Origin of the sequence: Pseudoalteromonas piscicida, from assembly GCF_002208135.1 — a bacterium.
GTDB lineage: Bacteria > Pseudomonadota > Gammaproteobacteria > Enterobacterales > Alteromonadaceae > Pseudoalteromonas > Pseudoalteromonas piscicida_A.
Map to the genome: position 1 here is coordinate 247,917 of NZ_CP021647.1, position 21,960 is coordinate 269,876.

20 protein-coding genes are annotated in these 21,960 nt (G+C 43.2%); 13 read left to right on the forward strand and 7 right to left on the reverse strand.

Translation table 11 applies throughout. From position 1 onward, the window contains the following. The 5 genes from feoB to B1L02_RS19655 all read left to right on the forward strand — a co-directional run bounded on the left by feoB (position 1) and on the right by B1L02_RS19655 (position 4,765). Entirely contained in the window at positions 1-1,641 is a 1,641-nt protein-coding gene (gene feoB / locus B1L02_RS19640; RefSeq protein WP_250644917.1) for a ferrous iron transport protein B, read from the forward strand. Next, on the forward strand, positions 1,626-2,084 hold the full coding sequence (locus B1L02_RS24975) for a nucleoside recognition domain-containing protein (RefSeq protein WP_250644918.1): 459 nt from the start codon (positions 1,626-1,628) through the stop codon (positions 2,082-2,084). Before feoB ends, B1L02_RS24975 begins: the two co-directional genes overlap by 16 nt. A gap of 265 nt (positions 2,085-2,349) precedes the next feature. Beyond that, positions 2,350-2,778, forward strand: coding sequence for a GNAT family N-acetyltransferase (locus tag B1L02_RS19645; RefSeq protein WP_088532478.1), 429 nt, complete (start codon positions 2,350-2,352; stop codon positions 2,776-2,778). A gap of 317 nt (positions 2,779-3,095) precedes the next feature. Further along, the gene (locus B1L02_RS19650; protein ID WP_088532479.1) at positions 3,096-3,992 is read left to right on the forward strand and encodes a LysR family transcriptional regulator; all 897 of its coding nucleotides are present in this window, start codon (positions 3,096-3,098) and stop codon (positions 3,990-3,992) included. A 35-nt stretch (positions 3,993-4,027) separates the two neighbouring features. Next, a complete protein-coding gene (locus B1L02_RS19655; protein ID WP_088532480.1) occupies positions 4,028-4,765 on the forward strand; it encodes a sulfite exporter TauE/SafE family protein in 738 nt (245 codons plus the stop codon). 62 nt (positions 4,766-4,827) lie between these two features. On the opposite strand, the gene B1L02_RS19660 is transcribed toward B1L02_RS19655, so the two are convergent. Together B1L02_RS19660 and B1L02_RS19665 are read right to left on the reverse strand one after the other, a co-directional pair. Next, positions 4,828-5,262 (reverse strand): hemerythrin domain-containing protein, encoded by a 435-nt coding sequence (locus tag B1L02_RS19660; RefSeq protein ID WP_088532481.1) that lies wholly within the window; start codon positions 5,260-5,262, stop codon positions 4,828-4,830. 17 nt (positions 5,263-5,279) lie between these two features. Beyond that, the gene (locus B1L02_RS19665; RefSeq protein ID WP_088532482.1) at positions 5,280-5,807 is read right to left on the reverse strand and encodes a hypothetical protein; all 528 of its coding nucleotides are present in this window, start codon (positions 5,805-5,807) and stop codon (positions 5,280-5,282) included. 536 nt (positions 5,808-6,343) lie between these two features. Here B1L02_RS19665 and B1L02_RS19670 point away from each other — a divergent pair. From B1L02_RS19670 to B1L02_RS19700, 7 genes are all read left to right on the forward strand, one after another. Beyond that, on the forward strand, positions 6,344-8,527 hold the full coding sequence (locus B1L02_RS19670) for a M4 family metallopeptidase (protein WP_088532483.1): 2,184 nt from the start codon (positions 6,344-6,346) through the stop codon (positions 8,525-8,527). Between the two features lie 127 nt (positions 8,528-8,654). Continuing rightward, positions 8,655-10,484: a M28 family metallopeptidase gene (locus tag B1L02_RS19675; RefSeq protein ID WP_088532484.1), complete on the forward strand. Its 1,830-nt coding sequence runs from the start codon at positions 8,655-8,657 to the stop codon at positions 10,482-10,484. 140 nt (positions 10,485-10,624) lie between these two features. Continuing rightward, a complete protein-coding gene (locus tag B1L02_RS19680) occupies positions 10,625-12,346 on the forward strand; it encodes a sensor histidine kinase (protein ID WP_088532485.1) in 1,722 nt (573 codons plus the stop codon). Beyond that, positions 12,339-13,694 (forward strand): sigma-54-dependent transcriptional regulator, encoded by a 1,356-nt coding sequence (locus tag B1L02_RS19685; RefSeq protein WP_088532486.1) that lies wholly within the window; start codon positions 12,339-12,341, stop codon positions 13,692-13,694. The genes B1L02_RS19680 and B1L02_RS19685 overlap by 8 nt, the downstream gene beginning before the upstream one ends. 161 nt (positions 13,695-13,855) lie before the next feature. Then, positions 13,856-14,806 (forward strand): porin, encoded by a 951-nt coding sequence (locus B1L02_RS19690; protein WP_088532487.1) that lies wholly within the window; start codon positions 13,856-13,858, stop codon positions 14,804-14,806. 12 nt (positions 14,807-14,818) lie between these two features. Beyond that, positions 14,819-16,267, forward strand: a complete 1,449-nt coding sequence (locus B1L02_RS19695) for an SLC13 family permease (protein ID WP_088532488.1) — start codon at positions 14,819-14,821, stop codon at positions 16,265-16,267. A 355-nt stretch (positions 16,268-16,622) separates the two neighbouring features. Then, positions 16,623-18,026, forward strand: coding sequence for an aldehyde dehydrogenase family protein (locus B1L02_RS19700; RefSeq protein ID WP_088532489.1), 1,404 nt, complete (start codon positions 16,623-16,625; stop codon positions 18,024-18,026). Positions 18,027-18,132: 106 nt separating this feature from the next. On the opposite strand, the gene B1L02_RS19705 is transcribed toward B1L02_RS19700, so the two are convergent. Both B1L02_RS19705 and B1L02_RS19710 read right to left on the reverse strand, forming a co-directional pair. Continuing rightward, on the reverse strand, positions 18,133-18,303 hold the full coding sequence (locus B1L02_RS19705; RefSeq protein WP_088532490.1) for a DUF2986 domain-containing protein: 171 nt from the start codon (positions 18,301-18,303) through the stop codon (positions 18,133-18,135). A gap of 201 nt (positions 18,304-18,504) precedes the next feature. Further along, positions 18,505-19,230 carry a tetratricopeptide repeat protein gene (locus tag B1L02_RS19710; RefSeq protein ID WP_088532491.1) on the reverse strand — a complete coding sequence of 242 codons (726 nt, stop codon included), beginning with the start codon at positions 19,228-19,230 and terminating at the stop codon, positions 18,505-18,507. A gap of 140 nt (positions 19,231-19,370) precedes the next feature. Here B1L02_RS19710 and B1L02_RS19715 point away from each other — a divergent pair, with 140 nt between their 5' ends. After that, positions 19,371-20,156: a DUF6279 family lipoprotein gene (locus B1L02_RS19715; RefSeq protein WP_088532492.1), complete on the forward strand. Its 786-nt coding sequence runs from the start codon at positions 19,371-19,373 to the stop codon at positions 20,154-20,156. Between the two features lie 5 nt (positions 20,157-20,161). Here B1L02_RS19715 and B1L02_RS19720 read toward each other — a convergent pair whose 3' ends face one another. The 3 genes from B1L02_RS19720 to B1L02_RS19730 are packed head-to-tail and all read right to left on the reverse strand — an operon-like array spanning position 20,162 to position 21,918. After that, the gene (locus tag B1L02_RS19720; RefSeq protein ID WP_088533132.1) at positions 20,162-20,803 is read right to left on the reverse strand and encodes a flavin reductase family protein; all 642 of its coding nucleotides are present in this window, start codon (positions 20,801-20,803) and stop codon (positions 20,162-20,164) included. Between the two features lie 7 nt (positions 20,804-20,810). After that, entirely contained in the window at positions 20,811-21,536 is a 726-nt protein-coding gene (locus B1L02_RS19725) for an SDR family NAD(P)-dependent oxidoreductase (RefSeq protein ID WP_088532493.1), read from the reverse strand. Next, positions 21,529-21,918: a thiol-disulfide oxidoreductase DCC family protein gene (locus B1L02_RS19730; RefSeq protein ID WP_088532494.1), complete on the reverse strand. Its 390-nt coding sequence runs from the start codon at positions 21,916-21,918 to the stop codon at positions 21,529-21,531. Before B1L02_RS19730 ends, B1L02_RS19725 begins: the two co-directional genes overlap by 8 nt. Positions 21,919-21,960 lie beyond the last annotated feature (42 nt).

Here is a 21,960-nt window from a genome sequence, read left to right on the forward strand (position 1 = left end):
ATGAAAATTGCGTTAGTAGGCAACCCGAACTGCGGGAAAACCACGTTATTTAACCGCCTGACCGGCTCTAAACAAAAAGTAGGGAATTGGCCAGGGGTAACTGTCGAGAAAAAATTCGGCTATTTTGTTTTAGAAAACACAAACGTAGAATTGGTAGATTTGCCCGGGTTATATAGCATGGAGCAAATTGAGCCAAGCCAAGATGAGCAAATCGCGTGTGACTTCCTAAAGCAAAATGAAGCCGATGTCATCATTAACATCGTAGATGCTGCTAACTTGCAGCGAAACCTTGTATTAACTTCCCAGCTGAAAGAACTAGGCAAACCTATTCTCGTTGTTGCAAATATGGTTGATGTCGCAACACAGCGCGGGAGAACGTTAGATTTAGAAAGACTCTCTGAGCAGCTAGGTCTACCTGTAGTGCCATTTCACGGTGCTAAAGGTACCGGGCAACAAGTGCTGTTGGAGCAACTCGCACTGATCACTCGCTTTCCAAAGGCCCCTGCGGCTGCAGACACCCAAAGCGTCAGCAGCGATCCGCTCGAAAAAGCGGTTGCTCGTCACCAAGCCGTAAAAAAATTGGCCGACGGCGTCAGTATCATTACGCCAAAACGTGCAGATACGACAGAAACGCTCGATAAAATTGTGCTCAACCGCTGGCTTGGTGTGCCTATTTTCTTAGCCATGATGTATTTAATGTTTACCATTGCGGTCAACGTTGGTGCTGTATTTATCGACTTTTTTGACATCGCTGTGGGTGCCTTACTCATTGATGGTGTGAAAATCTTGCTAGCAGATATTGGCGCACCTCAATGGCTAGGTGTGTTGTTGGCTGATGGTTTTGGTGCCGGTATTCAATTAGTGGCGACCTTTATTCCCGTGATTGCGGTGCTGTATCTGTGCTTATCCATTTTGGAAGATAGTGGTTATCTTTCTCGGGCCGCATTTGTTATTGACCGTTTGATGTCATCAATTGGTTTACCCGGTAATGCTTTTGTTCCTTTGATTGTTGGATTCGGCTGTAATGTGCCTGCGGTAATGGCGTCAAGAACGATGGGCCGAGAGTCAGATCGATTATTGACGATTATTATGGCGCCATTTATGTCTTGCGGCGCGCGTTTGACGGTATATGCTTTATTTGCCGCGGCTTTCTTTCCAACGAACGGTGCCAATGTCGTTTTTGGTTTGTATTTGCTTGGTATAGTCGTCGCGGTAGGTTCTGGTTTTTTATTTAGAAAGCAAGTATTTAAAACGCAAAAATTACCCTCATTTACCGAGATGCCAGCGTATCATATGCCAATTTGGCGCAATATTTTCATTACCACTTGGCAGCGTCTGAGCGGTTTTATCAAACGCGCAGGCAAAACTATCGTGATGGTGGTTATTTTACTCAGTGCATTAAATTCGATTGGTACAGATGGCTCGTTTGGCAATGAGAATACCGATAAGTCACTTTTGGCTAAGGCTGCGCAGGTGGTCACGCCACTCTTTGAGCCAATTGGGTTAAAAGAAGAAAACTGGCCTGCTACGGTTGGTGTTGTGACTGGTATGTTCGCCAAAGAAGCTATCGTCGGTACTTTAGATGCGCTTTATACCGGTGCTGAAGAAGAGGGGGAGAGTTTTCATTGTTGGCTTCGTTAAAAGAAGCGTTGATGACCATAGTAGACAATAGTAAAGATCTCATCGCAAACCTTGGCGACCCATTAGGACTTAATGAGTTAGAATCCGGTGCTGAAAGTGGCACTGCGCTACTTACCGCAATGGCCGCGAAATTTAATGGTCAAATCGGTGCATTTAGTTATCTTGTCTTTATCTTACTTTATACCCCTTGTGTAGCAGTATTAGGTGCAATTAAACGTGAATCTGGCGGTAAGTGGATGTGGCTTGTTATTGGCTGGACGACCTCAATTGCGTATATCATGGCGACTTTAGTCTACCAAGCTAGTCAGTTAAGCACCTCGCCAACGAGTGCTTTGCTTTGGATTGTAGCGATGTTGATGTTTGGGTTTGTGTGGTGGAAAGGGTTATCTCGACTTGGTAATAAACTTAATCAACCACCAACCTATCAAATAAATCTAGGTTAATTATTCAAAAGTTTGGTTAATTGAGCGGCGCTTAGAGCGCCGTTTTCTATATCTGGTATTGAGCAAAAAAAACAGTGCTAACTGAGTCAGCACTGCCAACAACTCTACATCAATCAAGGGGAGTCTTCGAAAAGGAGATTACGCCGCTTTATTGACGGAAGGGTGACGCAACAATGAAAGGTTTATGACTGTGAAAATTTCACTTTGCTTCTTGCTAATAATCGCTTAATTTTTAGCTCTATTCTTGCCGTTAACCGGGACAATAATGATAACCAATGATACTCCTCTTATTTTGCGCCATCTCGATATTATTCATGAGCTGATCTCTAATTCTTATTGGGCAAAACAAATGCCTAAAAGATTGCTCGGAAAATCCATTCAAAATAGTCTGAGCTTTATGTATTTGGATGACAAAGGCGAGTTTCAGGGATTTTGTCGCGTGATAACCGACTATGCCACCTTTGCCTACCTTGCCGACGTGATTGTTGATGAAAGTGCCAGAGGTAAAGGGGTAGGCAAAGCGATTGTTCAAGCCGTGGTTGAACATCCAGAGCTACAAGGCTTAAGGCGCTTTATGCTGGCAACGTTTGATGCGCATACTTTATATGAAAAATTCGGCTTTGTAGCGGTGCCAGATCCAAGCATTTTAATGCAGATCTGCCACCCCAATATATATTCGCAATCACAAGATTGATTGTGGATTTTTTTATGCATTTATATTTTGTTTTTTAGAACGAAGACTAGATAAATCCACTTACCCTGAACATAATAAAGGTGATAATAACAAGTGTCTTTATTCTGTACGGCAACATGGTTGAACGTCAGGCCAACTTTACTCGTAGATACGCAGAAAGCTATGGCATTGCGATTTCTCAGCGTGTGGCTGACCTCAAACTGGTGCTTCAGGCAGACGAGAAAGCGCAATAAGACGCAATACCTGCCATGGTGAAAATTGCGAAGATAAGCCACCAGCCATTGAGCAATAATGTATAAATATTGGATTAAATCAGCATGTTGAGAGTGACATTAGAGCAATGGCGAATGTTTAGAGCCGTCGTCGAATACGGTGGTTTTAATCAAGCTGCCAAGGAAGTACATAAAAGCCAGTCAAGTATCCACACTGCGGTACATAAAATTGAGGAAGGCCTCGGTGTTAAACTTTTTAGAGTCGAAGGGCGAAGAACCCTGTTAACCGAAGCGGGCGAAATGATGCTGCGCCGCGCCAACTATCTATTGGAAGAAGCAGCAAAAGTGGAAGCAGTAGGACAGACGCTGAGTAAGGGAATAGAGAGCCAACTACGCATTGCGGTCGATGAAATTTTCCCTCAGCAAGTGCTCTATAAGGTACTCGAAAATACTTCTGCGCAATATCCTTTGCTGCGTGTCGAGTTGGTTGAGTCAGTATTAACTGGTGCCTCTGAGCTTTTGCAAAATACCGACGTAGATATCGCCATCTCTCCGGTTACTTTACAAGAAGGGTTCAGTGAAGAGTTGTGCCAAATAGAGTTTGTTGCAGTGGCAAACCCCAGTCACGCATTACATCAATTTGGTCGTGCGCTTACATTTGAGGATCTAAAGTCCCATCGTCAAATCGTCGTAAGAGACTCCGCTATTGCACGTAAAAAAGATGAAGGTTGGTTAGGTGCGCATCAACGTTGGACGGTGAGCCATATGACAACCTCGATTGATATGATAGCGCAAGGGTTGGGGTTTGCATGGTTACCCATTCCAGCTATCAAAACACTACTGGACTCAGGCGTGTTGAAACCATTGCAGCTATCACAACATAGTCAGCGCAAAGCACAACTTCATCTTATTTTTAAAGATGGCGACAGGCTAGGACCTGCCGCACGCGCATTTATTGGTGAGTTAAGGTATCAGTGCTTGCAGCTAGAAGGTTCTATTTAACAGAACGCTTGCTGTTAAATTAAAGGAATTGAGGAATGACAGAACCAATACAACTTGCAGTAATTGCCTTTGTCGTTTTGCTAAGTGGTATTTCAAAGTCTGGCTTTGCAGGCGCGTTAGGGGCGTTTTCTGTTCCAATTTTGATGATGGTGTTGAATCCAAGAGACGCCATTGCGTTGATGCTTCCGCTACTTATCGTCGCGGACATATTTAGCCTGAAAAGCTATTGGCGCTTATGGAATGTGTCGGAACTAAAGCGGCTATTGCCAGGTACACTAGTCGGGATAGCTTTAGCAACGCTTTTTCTTCAAGGCGTCAGTGAGTTTTGGCTGACGGTTGTGATTGCAGCGATGAGTATAGTATTTGCGCTTAAAAGTTTGCTGATTAAAAATTCACCTAAGAGTGTTGGGCACTTAAGGTTACTGGCCGCGAGCACTTCTACCGCGGCTGGTATCTCCACCACCTTAATTCATGCGGGCGGTCCACCACTCATGGTGTATTTTAACGCTCGAAAATTGGATCCAACGGCTTATATCGCGACAGTTGCGGTACTTTTTGCACTGATGAATGTGATCAAGTTGATGACCTTCTCTGCAACTGGGCTGTTACAGTGGCAACATGTACTGCTCGCTATCTGCTTTACTCCTGTAGCTATAATCGGTAATAGACTCGGCGTGCGCCTAGCGAAGCGATTACCTAAAAAGCAATTTTTGCTGGTGATGAATGGGCTACTGCTTATACTCGGACTGATACTAATTGGCAAGTTGCTGTGATGGTATAGTGTTATCATCATTTAGCAAAGTAAATGCCCACAATATATTGTGGGCATAGAAAGTTATAGCTGTTCTTCCATCTCTTTTTGATACTCGTCTGCAAGTTGCGACTTTTCATTTTTATCAAGTACCTTACCTGCACGCTGGAAAAACGCTTGCTCTTCGTCGGCCAAGTGATGCTCAACTTTATCTTTGAGCTTTTTCAATTTAGTAAGCCAACTAGGATCGGAAAACTCAGTATTGTCTAGTGTCTCAATTAACTCGTCTATCTCGTGGTGCTCAGCGATACCGTGGCGAGAGTCCTCTATCGTCATATCACTTTCCATTAACGGGGCGTAAAAGTACCTTTCTTCCGCGATAGCATGTGCTTCTAGCGCGTCTTTCAGCTCTTTATAGTACTTTTCGCGGACCTTTGAATCACCAGACGTTTCCGCCAACATATTCAAAAGGGCGCGTTGATGATCATGATCTTGCTTTATTGCATTAAAAATTTCCATGTAGGTTACCTCAAGGTCTAGTTTAAAACGTCTGTTTTGGAGCTGTTTTTGAAAAACGTCATGAGTTTGCTTCGATGCGCCTCATTGTTCGTTTTAATGATAAGCAGCCACTTGCCCTCTGCGATTTTATTCATCACCGCTTGATTAAACGCATCTTTGTCTGGACGCAGAGAAATAAGCCCTGAAGCAAATAGCCCTAAAAATAGGCCAGGGCTTAGTAAAGCGATAAACGTCAAGTAAGGATTCGCTTGTGTAAAAGCCGGACCGTAACTTACTAATAGCCCTGCGATGAGAAAGCCTAATATCACCCCCATGCTGCCAAGGTACAAGTGCCAATTAAGCATGTTTTTGGCAAGACGACTTTCACTCTTAGGCTCAAGTTTTTTGTCTGCATCCTTATCATATGGATTGACTAATTCCAGATGCTCACGTTGAACAAGGTGGCTATTTAACAGTTCACCTTGCAATTTTTCTGCGGCTGCTTTCCCTGTTAGAACGGCCCCAACTCTATGATCTGCGTAGGATAATATTTCATAAGTATCCATTACTCCTCCTAATTTCGTTGCAGCTTGTAATTATTCAATCTGCAAGTGTCATACCGAGAGAACTATATCTTTAATATATTGAATTTTAAGGATAATTTTAAATGGTAAAAGTTGTGGTATTGAACAAATGAAGCACAAACAGGAAAGAATTACCGAGTAGTTACTACATGTTTTGATACAACATAATGATTATAAAGTTAGTTTGGGGAAGAAATTGATATATTTACTCATATCGTATCAAAAAATTTACAAATATGTATTCTGTTACTTAATTCAAGATATTAGTGTGCGACTGTTTTTTGAACAAATGCATGAAAGCATTGCATAAATATTTAAAGTAAATTAAATATTATTAAAATGTTAACTTTGGGGTTTATTTATTTGAATTGCTGCCTAGTCTAATTAGGCGTGGGAAGTGGAAATGGGCTTGCCACGTCTTCTGCAGTTAAAGGAGAAAACAGTCACATTTCATCTAATGCTTTTTGTTGAGCAATGATGAAAAGGACAATAAAACAACAATACTAGGAGTGTAATTCGTGAAATTATCTACAGTAACTATGGCTACGGCGTGTGCGATTGCGTTTACTTCGCTCAGTGCTCAAGCTGCAACAAAACAATACCTAAACCAGCAAGCTGACATTAATACTATGCTTAAATCTGCTTCTCAAACTGTGTTGAGTACACAACCGGAAGTGCTGATTGGCTTGGAAAATGCGAGCCAACTAAAGGAGCTTAAAAGCTTCAATAGTAAGAAAGGTGAAGTAACTAAGCGTTTTCAACAAATGTATCAAGGATTGCCAGTGATTGGCGATTCGGTCATTTTAACATTTGACGATGCCGGTGCGCTTAAAAAGGCTCACGGCGCGGCAGTATACAACATTGCTGCAGACATCGGTTCAGTAAAACCAAAACTAAATGCCAAAATGGCGATGCATCAGTTTGAAAAGCAATCGCTTAGTGCAGGCAAAAAGCTTAAAAAGCATAACGAAAAATCTCGCCTTGCGATTTGGCTTGATGGCAATTCAACGGCACGTTTAGTGTATGAAATCACTTTTGTTACTTATGGTGATGAGCCTAAGCGCCCATATTTGATCATTGATGCAAACACCGGTGAAGTGTTAGAAAGCTTCAACAATTTGCAGCATGCAAATGCGACAGGCCCAGGTGGTAACCAAAAAACAGGTCGTTACCAGTATGGTACTGATTATGGTCATCTAGATGTGGCACAGTCGGGTAATACTTGTACCATGACTAATACGAATGTTAAGACAATCAACTTAAATCACGGTAGTAGCGGCTCGACAGCACATAGCTTTACGTGCCCAGAAAATACAGTGAAAGAAATTAACGGTGCGTACTCACCGCTGAACGATGCTCATTATTTTGGTAATGTTGTATTCAATATGTACAACGATTGGTTAGGTACTGCACCACTGTCGTTCCAACTTAAAATGCGTGTGCACTATAGCAATAATTACGAAAACGCGTTCTGGGATGGCAGCGCGATGACATTCGGTGATGGTGCGAACACATTCTATCCGTTGGTAAGTCTTGACGTATCTGCTCACGAAGTAAGTCACGGTTTCACAGAACAAAACTCTGGTCTAGTATACCGCTACAAATCTGGTGGTTTGAATGAGGCGTTCTCTGATATGGCGGGTGAAGCTGCTGAGTTCTTTATGAAAGGAAGCAATGACTGGTTAGTTGGTCGAGATATCTTCAAAGGTAGCGGCGCGCTGCGTTACATGAATGACCCAACACAAGATGGCCGTTCGATCGATCATCAGTCCAATTATACGTCAAGCATGGATGTTCACCACACCTCTGGGGTGTTCAACAAAGCTTTCTATAACTTAGCCACAACAGCTGGTTGGGATACGAAAAAAGCCTTCATCGTAATGGCAAAAGCCAACCAAATGTATTGGACAGCTAATACTGATTGGGATTTAGCGGGTAATGGCGTAATGGATGCAGCATGTGATCTAGGTTATGAGCCGGGTGATGTACAAGCGGCGTTAGCAGCGGTTGGCGTTAACTCTAGCTTAAGTTCTGGCAGTAGCTGTGATACCAATCCTCCACCACCTCCAGGTGGCGACGAAGAGTTGACGAACGGTCAGCCTCGTACTGGGATCAGTGGCGCGGCAAAAGAGCAAATGTTTTTTACCCTTGATGTGCCAGCTGATGCGACTAGCCTAAACTTCACAACTTCTGGTGGTAGCGGTGATGCGGATCTCTACGTGAAGTATGGCTCTCGTCCGACACTAAACACTTATGACTGCAATAGCACAACGTCTACAAGCAACGAAAGCTGCGATATTAGTAACATTCAAGCTGGTAAGTACTACGTGATGGTTGAAGCGTGGAATCAGATTTCTGGCGTGACTTTGACGGGTACTTACAGCTCAACAGGTGGAACTCAACCAATTGACCGCACTGAGTCAAATATCAGTGTTGCATCTGGAAGTTGGGCACGTTTTACGCAAGACCTAAATGCCAACTACAGCAACCTTGAAGTGAGTATTTCAGGTGGCTCAGGTGATGCGGATCTATACGTAAACTTTGGATCTCAGTCTACAACATCAAGCTATCAGTGTCGTCCTTTTAAAAACGGCAACAACGAAACCTGTACGATTGCAAATCCACAGCAAGGCACTTGGCATGTAGATTTACGTGGCTACAGCGCAGCAAGTGGCGTAACACTGAATATCAAGGCGAACTAAGTAAAAGTTTGAAGGGAGCGTAAGCTCCCTTTTTATTAGATTTAGAAATTTATCTCGTTTGAATAACCTTCTTATTTTGCTCACAGCTTAAATCATGTTGCTATTCAAATGAGTTGAGGATACAACAATGAAATTAACTACACCTATGCTACTGAGCATTGCCTGTTTGAGTGGCTTTTCTGAAGCGTCTGAAGAGGTTTGGGTGACGATGGATGCGAAGTCTAGCCAGCATTTCCAAGTCCATAATTCTATTCGCGGTACTCACTTCGAGCAGTTTTCTTTACCAAACAGTGAAATCAAAGCGCTAAAAGTACCTGCAAACTTACATTCGCACTTAAGTGCATTTATGCACGACGAATATCACCGCTGTGGTGGTTTTGTCGCCCATGAATCCTTAGAGCAGGCGCAAAGCTATCTTGCACAGTTAGAAAGCGTAAACCCAAGTGCAGCTCTGGTTAACTACAGCATCGATAATCCTACACGGGTTAACAGCTTAATCTCAAAAGTCAGTACAGTGAGCTTAGACAGCAGTGTCAATTCGCTAACCAGTTTTTATAACCGCTATTATACCTCGCAAACAGGCATTGATGCTGCTGCATGGGTCAAGCAAACATGGAGTGATATTGCAGCAAGTCGCTCAGATATTAGTGTTGAATATTTTAGCCATTCTTGGGCTCAGTCTTCAGTGATTGTCACCATTCCAGGTAGTGAACTGAGCGATGAAATCGTTATTATCGGCGGGCACCTTGATTCAATTAACCAATCTAACTCGAGTGGGCTTGCGCCGGGTGCGGATGATAATGCCTCTGGGATAGCTGTGCTTACCGAAGCGCTAAGCGCTATTGTTGAAGATGGTTATCAGCCTCAGCGGACAATCCAAATCATGGGCTTTGCGGCAGAAGAAGTTGGGCTTCGAGGCTCGAAAGCTATCGCTCAGTCGTACAGCTCTCAGGGAAAAAACGTAGTCGGTATGACACAATTTGATATGACTGGACGCAATGGTAGTAGTGCGGATATTGTGATGATGACAGACTATACAAACAGCGCACAGAATCAGTTCTTAGGCCAATTAATTGAAACTTATTTGCCAAACCTTAGCTATGCCTATGACCAATGTGGCTATGGCTGCTCCGACCATGCATCTTGGTATCAGCAAGGGTTCCCAGCTTCTATGCCATTTGAATCAAGAATGTCTGATATCAACAGAAAAATTCATACCACCAACGATACCGAATTTGATTCAACACATGCACAAAAATTTGCAAAACTCGCGCTGGCGTTTGTTGCTGAGCTTGGCAAAAATGCGGGTGATACACCTCCGCCACCGCCAAACAATGAGCTTGAAAATGGCGTGACTAAAACGGGCATTTCTGGCGTTTCTAAAAGCCAACAGTTTTTCACTATGGAAGTACCACAAGGTGCAACTAACTTAAGTTTTACCACGTCAGGTGGTACTGGTGACGCCGATCTCTACGTTCGCTATGGCTCCAAACCTACTTTGGATACTCATGACTGCAAGAGCACCAACTCGTCTAGTAACGAGCAATGCAATATTTCCGCTGTGCAAACTGGCACGTATTACGTGATGGTAGAAGCATGGAACGCGATTTCGGGGGTCAGTTTGGTAGGGCAATACGATACCTCAAGTGGCAATACGCCTATTGACGAAACTATCAATAATATTTCTGTCGCCAGCGGACAGTGGCAGTATTTTAGTCAAGCACTAACCGCGGGATACCAAACCCTGACAATTACGACGTCGGGAGGCACGGGAGATGCGGATCTTTATGTTAATTTTGGCACGCAACCAAATACCAGCACCTACCAATGTCGGCCGTACAAAAATGGCAATAATGAGGTATGTACAATCTCCAACCCTCAGGCAGGCACTTGGCATATCGGCCTGCAAGGCTACCAAGCAGCGAGCAATGTAACGCTAAATATTAGCGCGAATTAATACGCGTTTAAAATTAAGACTGGGGATATAATCTTGCTTATCTCCGGTCTTGGCGCTTAGTGATACATTGATTTAAAGAGATTTGATTTAATTGATATTCTGCTTCTGATAGACTCAATGAGTTCAATTAGGAGTTGCGTGTGTCACATAAGTTCTCAGTTAAGATATTAATTTATCTTTTATTATTATTTTGTGGGCTGTGGGCAAGCTATTTGTTCAATGTGGCACAGGATGAGGAAAATGTCCTTGGTCAGACTAAAACCAACCTAGAGAAGCTCAATAGTTATATCCAGGCTGAATTTACTCGTTATCAAGCTATCCAAACGCAATTGAGCTTAAGCAATTTGGTGCAATCAGGCTTACAGCAAACAACCGCTATAGACTCCAATGAATTGGACAGATACCTACAGGATATTCAGATATCAAGTGGTGCGTCAGACGTTTACCTACTAGACCTAAGCGGTACTGTGGTCGCAAGCAGTAACTGGTATTTACCCCATAGCTATAAAGGCAGCAATTTTGCCTTTCGACCCTATTTTTACCAAACAATCGAAGGCAATGAACATGTTTCTTTTGCGCTCGGTTTACGTTCCAAAACTCGCGGTTTTTATTTTGCTAAATCTGTCTACAAAGATGAGACACTTGTGGGTGTAGTGGTGATGAAGGTAAATGCCAGTAAATTTGAGTCTGATAAAGCGCAACTTGATACAGGGACCGATAGCCATTTTTTAATCGTGGACAACAATCATATTGTGCTGGCTTCTGATGTTGAGCAGTGGCGGTTAGCATCGTTAGGGGGATTGTCACCTGCAAAGCGCAAAGAAATTGAATCCTCAAGGCAATTTGAAAGCCAACCTCTATTCCCGATTGATTGGCGCGTGCTTTCACCAACCAGAGTTAAAACTTCTGATCATGGCAGTGACGCGCTGATGCAAAAGAGGCCGCTTAACAAGCAATATACGCTTTATTTGCTTCACGAAATTGCGCCTATCAAAGCGGCACAGTGGTCGCGGCTTGGGGTAACGGCACTAGTGTTGATCTTAATCTTTATTGTTGTTGAGTATACCTTGAGTAAACTTACTGGATACAGACAACTGCTTTTTAGCCAGCAGAGTTTAGAGGCTGAGGTCGCAAGCCGAAGGCTAGAGTTAGAGCAGGCGCAAGATGCGCTCATTCGCACTGCCAAGCTGGCAACCATAGGGCAACTCAGCGCCAGCATTAACCACGAAATAAACCAACCGCTTAGTGCAATGAGTGCGTATGTTGCCAGCGCCAAGCGGTTGGCTCAAAAAGGAGAAGTGAGCAAAGTAATTGAAAACATGGTACTGATCCAATCTTTGATCACTCGGGTGCATAAAATCGTGGCGCAGCTAAAGTCATTTAGTCAGCATCATGATAATAAAATGCTGGTGGCTAACCTTAAGCACTCAGTAGATAACGCCTTAGTTATAGTTGGACCTGAGCTCAAACGTTACGGCGTAGAGATTCAAAGTGAAGGGCTTGCGTGCAATATATGGGTCGATCCATTTAAGTTTGAGCAAGTACTGGTGAATATTATTAGCAATGCGTGCCAAGCCATTGTTGATCAAGATAATAAGTGTATTTATATTCGCGCCGCAGAACATGAGGGCAAGATCCAGCTGTCTATCATCGACTCGGGCGAAGGGATAAAGCAACACGCCTTATCCAACATCTTTGAACCGTTTTACACCACTAAATCAGGTAATGGCTTGGGCTTAGGTTTATCTATTTCAAAGCAGATCATTGAATCCTTTCAAGGCAAACTCAGTGCGCACAATCATCCGCAAGGTGGTGCCGAGTTTTTAATTAGTTTACATACAAAGAATCCCCAACATGACTGAAGAGAAAACACTATTAATCATCGATGATGAGCAAAGTATACGCGATGCACTAAAGCAACTATTTGAAATAGAAGGTTACTCGGTGCAGTGCTTTTCTAGTGCAGCGCCTGCATTAAAAAAGCTTTCTCGTCAGTTTCAAGGCGTTGTGCTTTGTGATATCAACATGCCAGACCTGAATGGTATTCAATTTTTAGAGCAGGTAATGCAGTTTGACTCTGAGTTGCCTGTGGTCTTTCTGACCGGCTTTGCGGATGTGGAAGTGGCGGTAAAAGCCATCCAAAAAGGGGCTTACGACTTTTTTGAAAAGCCCGTATCAGAGCCGCTACTTGACTGTATAGAAAGGGCGCTTGATAAACGCCGGTTGGTGATGGAAAACCGAGAGCTAAAAGCGCAAGTTAAGAAAAAGTCTGCGCCGGGCGTACGGATCTTAGGTGAGACAAAACAAATGCAGCAAATGCTGCATTTGCTTGATGCTGTGATTGATACCCCAGCTGACGTACTGATTGAAGGTGAAACCGGTACAGGAAAGGAATTGGTGGCACGATACTTACATGACCATAGCGAGCGCTCAAATCATAACTTCGTCGCTATCAATTGCGGTGCAATTCCAGAAGAACTGATTGAAAGTGAATTATTTGGTGCCAAAAGCGGTGCATTTACTGGCGCCAAAGAGTCTCGCGAGGGAAAATTTTCTTTTGCCCAAGGCGGTACGGTATTTTTGGATGAAATCGAAGCCATGTCTGCGGCTTTACAAGTGAAGCTGCTGCGCGTTTTAGAAGAAAGAAGTGTGACGCCTGTTGGCAGCAACACTGCGATAGCACTGGACATTAGGGTGGTTGCAGCGACCAAAGTGGATTTACAAACCTTAGTCGCGCAAGGTAAATTCCGCTCGGATTTATTTTATCGACTTAACCTTGTCAAAGTGATGATCCCTTCACTTCGTTCCAGAAAAGCTGATATTCCGCTGTTATATAAACACTTTAGCTCCATTGCCGCGACTCGCTTTCATAAACCCATGCAGCCAATTAGCCCGGAACTAGAGGCACAGCTACTGGCACAAGATTGGCCTGGAAATGTGCGAGAGCTGAGAAATCATGCGGAGCGCCATATTTTACTTGGTGGTGCGATGACTGCGAGTAACATGCAAAGCAATTTGTCTGACGAAACGTTGAGTTTGGCTGAGAAGGTGAGCTACTACGAGCAATCGCTAATTGAAGAAGCACTGGCCCAAAGCCAAGGCAGCATAAAAGATGCGATGCATTTGCTAAAAGTGCCGAGAAAAACCTTGTACGACAAGATGAGTAAGTATGGTTTAAATCGCACTATGTTCACCAATGATGATGGGTGAGTTTAGTGACACCGCATAGATTTAAGTGTGTGGAAATCCGCACATTTTAACTGCCATTAACCTTTAACTTTAATTTATCCATCTGATTTATATTAAAAAATAAACTTTGGTCTCAGAATTGCGTTGTCTTAAGCGACAATAATTAAAAAATGAGACAAGTTATGACAGCAAGTAAATCTTTAGTGGCGTTGGCGGTTGCCAGTGCAACGTTATCAGCCTCTACGCTAGCCGCAGACTACAGCATTTATGGTAAAGCTGAAGTTCAAATTGCCAACACAGATAAAGGCGTGATGCGCTATACCAAAGAGGGCACACAAATTGACGCACCATTTTCAAGAATTGGTGTAAAAGGCACTCACGGCTTATCAAGCGATCTAAAGCTCGTCTACAAATACGAAGTACAAGTCAAAGGTTTTGAACACGACGATACCACCGAGCCATTTTCAGCAAGGAACACCTATGTCGGCCTTGAAGGTAAATTTGGTACCGTTTTAGTGGGCAGAAACGACACGCGTTTTAAGTTCAGTGAAGGTAAAATCGATCAATTTAATGAAACTCAAAGTGATATTGCCCAAGTGCTAGCAGGTCAAGATAGAGTTGGTGATTCCGTCACGTATGCATCACCTAAATGGAACGACTTTTCTTTCTCTCTGACCTACACACCTAAAGACGACGCGAGTAATGACGAAACCGGGTTTGCAGCAACCGCAATTTATGGTGACCGAGCATTAAAAAATAAAGATTACTATGTTGCCTTAAGCCATACTGACAGTATTGGTAATTTAGTTGCTACGCGTATCGCGTTGGCTTACAAGTGGCAAAAGCTACAACTTGGTGCCATTATCCAAGACAGTGAAAATCTAGCGAAAGACAAATCGGGTAATGGCTATGTCCTAAGCGTAAGTTACCAACTCGACGATAATTGGCGTCCGAAGCTACAGTTTGCCAAAGACTCAAGCGGATTACGCCACAGTGAAGATGCAACGCAGTGGACGCTAGGTACAGACTATATTTTTGATAAACAAACTAACTTGTATTTGATGGCAACGCAGCTCGACCTTGAAACGCAAGACGATACTAGCATCGCAGTTGGCTTAAAATACAAGTTTTAAAGGTTCAAGATAATGACAGAAGAGAATAAAAAAACGATAAAAACGCAGCTGTTTCTGTGGCTTGGTCCCTTGGTAATGTTACTGATCTGTTTGGTTGAGCCACCCTCTGACATGTCGGTTGAGGCATGGAGAACCGCAGGCTTAGCGTTTTGGCTAGCTTCTTGGTGGATAACCGAAGCAGTGCCTATTCCGGCAGCTTCGTTATTACCCTTGGTTATTTCGCCTTTAGTCGGGATTGCCTCTATTAAAGCGGTTGCTGCACCGTTTGCGCATCCTTTGATTTATTTATTCTTGGGAGGATTTTTGCTTTCGATTGCCATGGAAAGGTGGGGGCTGCATAAACGCATCGCGCTGAATACCATGTTGTTTGCCGGCACTAAACCGAGTATACAGATCTTAGCGATGATGGGCGTGACCGCATTTTTATCTATGTGGATGTCAAACACGGCAACGGCAGTCATGATGTTACCGATTGCACTTTCGGTTATTCACTTGGTAAAAGAGCAGGGGGGAGATAGCCAAAGCTTTGCTAAAGCGCTTTTACTTTCTATCGCTTATGGTGCAAGTATTGGCGGTATTGCAACTTTAATCGGTACGCCACCAAATGCATTAATGGCTGCGTATTTATCCGACAGTTATCAAATTGAGATTGGTTTTGCCACTTGGATGATGATTGGTGTGCCTCTATCTTTGGTGATGCTGGTGTTTGCTTGGTTCTGGTTGACCAAAGTGACTTATAAGGTCGATAAAGAAGAAATTAATGTTGATACTAAGTCGTTATTTACTTCCCAATTAAAAGCACTAGGTGAAATGTCTCGTGCTGAGAAAGGGGTGTTTGTGGTATTTATTTTAGCAGCGGTATGCTGGATCTTTAGACCGCTAATTGGCGATGTTACTGGCCTTAAATTGTCAGATACCGGCATTGCCATTGCAGCCGCGCTGTTACTATTTGTTCTTCCTGCCAAGTCGGGAAGTGACGAGCGTATTTTAGATTGGGAAAGCGCAGCTAAGGTACCTTGGGGTATCTTGCTACTATTTGGTGGTGGCTTATCACTGGCGGCACAGATCAAATCTTCGGGACTTGCCGATTACATCGCTAACTTACTTGCAGGGGCGGATGCCATGGGCTTAGTGCTTGGCGTGTTAGTTGTTGCTGCACTTATTACGTTCTTAACGGAAATTACTAGCAATACCGCAACGGCAGCAGGCTTTTTGCCTTTACTTGGCCCAGTCGCTGAATCAATTACAGGTTCTCCTCTAGCTTGGGTTATTCCAGCTGCAATTGCGGCCAGTTGTGCCTTTATGATGCCTGTTGCAACACCACCAAATGCCATCGTATTTGGCTCGGGTGAAATAAAAATTAAAGACATGATCCGAGCTGGGTTTGTTTTGAACTTAGTCGCGATAGGGTTAATTACAATTGTGACCTTGACTTTGGCAAGGAGCATACTAGGGTTTTAAAGTTGCCATTCTCCACAGGCTGTGTCCATCGAAAGGCAACTCGGTCATACGCAGCCTGTCTCTATAGTAATACCAATTGTGTTAATTCTCCAACCTATTTGAAGGGCTAAATACCATATTAGCGTCGTTAAAAACTTCTCATTTAGAACAACTAAATAGCAAAATTTTTGCCTTGCCTATATGGATATAGGTACCTTGGCGGTAGCAGGACGCGAGAGCGGAGATACTAAAGCTATTTTTCCGCTTCAAAATAGTTCATTTACTAAATACAATTGTTGTAAAACCTAGTTTTTTGAAGATAGACCCGTTGTTTTTTCCTTGCTATATTCGAATTGGACATTAGCAGGGCACGATAATGATTGAAGATAATACCAGCACCTTAATCGCTACATTTACTCAGTTAAAAAGTCGCTTTAACCAAGATCCTTACCCAGCGCTTGAGAAGCGTTTACGTCTATTAGCTGAAATAAAAGCACGTATGTTGCAGCGGCAAGATCAATTAGTCGAGGCAGCGGATCTGGACTTTGGTACACGGAGTCGATTCGATACCGTGATTGCAGACATCATGCCTTGCATTAATTCCATTGATTATATCGCTAAGCATCTGCGTAAATGGTGCCGAGTGCAGCAACGTTCACCCGGTGTACAGTGGCTTCCGTCAAAGGCAAAGATTGAGATTGTGCCAAAAGGCGTAGTGGGCGTGATCGCTCCTTGGAACTATCCAATTCAGCTGGCGATTGTTCCCGTTATTACCGCCCTTGCCGCTGGAAACAAAGTCATGCTCAAGCTGAGCGAATTCACTCCCAAGGTGAATGCGGTGATAAGAGCCATTTTTAAAGGATTGGACAATGAAGTGTGCGTCATTGAAGGTGGACCTGATATTGCCTCGACGTTTACTGATCAACCATTCGATCACTTGCTATTTACAGGCTCAACGGCAGTTGGCAAAAAGGTGATGGCAGCCGCGGCTAAAAACCTCACGCCGGTCACCTTAGAGTTAGGGGGGAAATCACCAGTTATTGTGCTTGATGACGCTGATATCAGCGCCGCTGCAATGAGTGTGTTAATGGGTAAGCTTTCAAATTCGGGGCAAATTTGTGTTGCACCAGATTATGTGTTAGTGCACGAAGAAATATACGAGGCATTCATTGCTAAGTTGAAACAGCACTACGAAAAAACATACAAATCAAAAGTGGGTGTAAAAAACCAAACTTCAATTATTAACGACAGGCAATTTCAGCGCTTAAACGACATTATTATTGATGCTACAAGCAAAGGCGCGAATGTATGGCAAGCAGAGCCCTCACACGATAATCGCCAGCTTCCTTTGCATATCATTACTCACGTCAACAAAAGCATGAGGGTGATGCAAGAGGAATTATTTGGAACGATTTTGCCCATCCTAAAAATATCCAACTTAAGTGATGCGATTAGCTACATAAGAGAAGACACTACACCGCTTGCGAGTTATTTGTTTACGCAATCTCAGGTCGCCATGAATAAAGTGTCAAAAGAGCTCGCAACGGGGACTTTAGCGATCAACGAAACCATAGTGCACGTGGTTGTTGAGTCTTTACCCTTTGGTGGTCTAGGTCACTCCGGCATGGGGCAATATCACGGCGAGGAGGGCTTTTATACCTTTAGCCATAAAAAATCCGTTCTCCAATCCAATAATACCAAATGGCGCAACAAGATGCTGCTTGGTCATTCAAAGCTACTTACAAAGCCTTTAGAGTGGCTCTTTTTGAGGAAAAAGTAGTATTAACCTGTTGAACAAAGAGTCATTGCGTGTTGGTACTTATTGTATTTGAAAATAATGCCGTTAATGACGGACTACAGGCCGAGATGATAAAAAATTCGGGCAATTAATGCTCGGTGTTTGTCCTATTTAATTCCTCATTGTCTTGCTGCTGGGCCGCGATTTTCTCACGCTCAGCTTTTGAGATGTAGCGCGGCTTATTGCTTTTTTGAAGTTTAGCATTTGCACGTTTGTCTTTTTTCTTAAGGGTTTCGTAAATTTTCTTTTTGCGATTCATTTTCACAGCTCATAATAAATGAAACGCTAGTTTACCTTAGTGTTAGTGGGTTCAACAATGATAAAAGATAATCACCGTTAACAATGATCGTAACAGTTACCTAGGTGTAACAGTAATGACCCAAGCGCTTAGCAAGGAAAGATAATAAAGGCCTTACATGAGACCTTTATTATTTACCACTTTACTTAACCTAAGTTTAGGTTATTTAGTACGTGTTTCAGCTACGTATTTACCGGCTTGAATTCGCTCATAAATACTATTAGCGAGTTCTTTTGCTTGTTCTATTTGTGAAGGGGAAAGCTGTTTTTCGTCGAGCACTCGGCTCTTTGTGGCTTCAGCATAGCCATTAAACTCGGCTAACGTGTTCCACACGTACGAGCGTTCAATATTTTTCTCGACTCCTAAGCCCTGAAAATACATGAGTGCTAAATTAAACATGGCTAAGGTGTAGTTGTTTGCAGCGGCTTTCTCATACCAGTTAAGAGCGTGGCGGTAGCTTTGCGGCACACCGTCGCCGTTTGCATACATTAAGGCGACGTTAAATTGCGCGGCTGGCATGTTTTTGTTTGCCGCTTTGGTCATTAACTCAACATATTTAGAACGGTCTTTTTTAACGCCGCGACCTTCGTCATACATGACTGCTAGCGCAAACATTGCATCGGCCTCACCGAGCTTAACGGCTTGTTGAAATAGCTCTGCTGCCTTTCGTGAATTTTTTACGACACCATAGCCGCCTTCGTACATCACTCCGAGTTGGTAAATGCCGGGGGCATAGTTCATTTCAGCTAAATAATTGAATTCTTGTAGCGCTTCTTCAAACCTGCCAGCATTGAGTGCTTCTATGCCTTCTTCCAATCCTGCTGTTGCCAGAGGTGCTTGGCTTAATAGCGCAATGGCGATACATGCTTTTGAAATCCTGCCTAACATCATAGACCTCCTTAAGGTAGCTATGCTAACTATGTTGATAGTTATTCTAATCCCAGTAACACAGATTTACAAAATACAAATCTAAAATAGCAGACACTACGTTAATATAAGGTAATAAAAACAAAAATTGAGGCAATAGGATGAAGAAATTAGTAGCACTGGCGCTGTGTTTACTTTGTTTGGTTGGATGTAGTCAAAGATTGGCTTACAACAACTTAGGATGGTTAGCGAGTTATTATATTTCCGATTATGTTGAGTTGACGGATGAGCAAGAGGAAAAACTGGAGGTTGATGTAGAATCTTTGGTTGCGTGGCATCGGGAGTCCGAGCTACCAAAATACAAAGCGCATATCCAAGCACTACTAAAACATTGGCAAACCATGACTGAGAGTGACATGGTACATATGGTGTATACCATACGAACTTACTGGTATTCAGTCGTTGAAGCAATCTACCCCACATTAGAAATTCATCTAAACTCATTGAATCGCGAGCAGCGAGAAATGCTGATAGCCAACATAGAAAAAGAAATGTTGGTCGATGATTGGGACGAGGGGGACCAATTCAACCGCTATGAACGTTGGCTTGGGGATCTGAGTGATAAACAAAAGGGACTTATTAATGAATATTATGAGCAAGGCGAGTTTGCACGTCAGGTTTGGCGTGCACATGAACAAAGGCGATTTAGTCAGTTTAAACAAGCCATGTTACTAAGCGGAACCGAGCAAGTTTCACCTGAGTTGTTGCAGCAGGCAATAGTCACTACACCCGCAGCGCTGCCTGAGCGCATCCTAGATATTCAAGCAAGGCGAATAAAAGAGTATGCAAGTTTAGCAGTTAAACTCAAAGGCACGATGAGCGACGAACAAAAGAAACATTTTAAAGAAGAGCTCGAAGCGTTGCTTGAGCTCTTGGAATCACTGTAGGGCGCTTAGCCAAGCAGCTTAATTCTAGTTGGCTTGTTTGGTTTGGCATACTCTAAACGATTGATACGTTTGGTGCTGTGATACCCATCTAAACTGGAAATCGCAACGCTGTCGAGTGCCTCGATATCAATGTAACCGTCTTCGAGCAAAGCGGTTTCATCAACGTGGAGCGTCTCAATTTCACCTATTACTAGCTCTGTATCGTTAAGCTTGATGGTTTGATGATCTTTGAGTGTAAGTCCGTATTTTAGTCTGCTTTCCTTGACGAAAGGAGCTGGGAAACTATTTAAATACTGGGCGGTTAACCCTGTTTGTTCAAACTCAGATTGGTCTTTTTCATATCTGGCGGAGGTTTGATGGGCTGCCATATAAATTTGAACGTTAACTTGATTAATGGTGTACTTTTCAGTCGCTAAGATATTCTCTAGCGTGTGCCTAGGTACGCTATGTGGCCTAAAAATAACACCTACGAGCGCGGGGCTAGCGCCCAGGTGGAAAACGGAGCTGACGATAGACACGTTTTCTTGACCCGCGTCATCAACCGTTCCAATTAAGTTCGCGCTTTTGAAGCCCGACAACGAATTTATCATCAATGCACGATAACGTTCGTCTAAGGTTTTAATATCGTCACTTGAGAAGTGTTTCATGATGTGATCACCATTCAATTGGTTTATTTTGCCAGTCAACATAGCTCACCGTGCCATCAGGGGGGGAATTTGCGATGATGCCGCTAAGTTGGTTTGCCACAAATTCCGGCGTAAAGAGTTTGTCTTCCGGGACGTTGGCTTGAAAAGGTTTTGAAAGTGGCGTGTCTGTAGTGCCTGGATGGAACAACACGAGCTTAACGTTTTTTGCTCGACGCGCCAGCTCGACTGCCGCAGATTTAAACATCATATTAAGCGCTGCCTTTGAGCTGCGGTAGCTGTACCAGCCTCCAATCCGGTTATCACTAATACTTCCAACACGGGCAGAGAGTGCCGTAACTATGCATGGCTGCTTACCTTTTATGGCTGGTAGCAAGGCTTGCAACCAAAGCATAGGGAGCATGGTGTTGATGTTGAAAAGCGCCATGCTGTAGTCAAGATCAATGTCCTCAAGCTTTTTCTCTGGGAACTTATCAATCTCGTCATGGAGAAGACCATTAAAAATAGAGACGCTTTTCACTTCAAAGCCTAACTCAAGAATGTGCATCGCAACTTGACGAATTTGTGCCTTTGAGTAATCACACTGAAAATGTAGATTGCTAGCTTGTGAAGTTTCTTTAGCCTGCCTAGACACTGTGATTACTTTTACGTTGGGGTTATGCCTAGCTTGGATTTTTACAAATGCACGGGCAATTGCTGAACTTGCACCAATCACTATGATCGCGAGATTAGTCACGGTTGCAGTCTCCACTATTTTGCACACTGCATTGATTTGGGGCCAGAAGTTTAGAAATTTTCATTCTATGCCTTGCAAAAAACAGATAAGCGCGGTCTGCAATTGTTTTAATTACAGGGAGCCTAAGTAGCTTAATCCAACGATGTTTGCCAACCTGACCCCAAGCCGCTGCAGTAACATCTAACCCTAAAATTAGCTTGCCTTGGTTATCATAGCCGTGGAGCTTTGCCATTGCCGCTTCACGCTTTATCTCAGGAAACTCAGAATAGAAGCGATTATCGTGAATGTTCACCAAATCAATTTTATTGTGTTTATCAAAACGCTTGAGTTCGTTCATTTCCCTCACACAAAGCGGACAGTTGCCATCGTAAAATACAATCATTCGTTCACTTGAATAATACTTATCTTTGTCATGTTATTACGT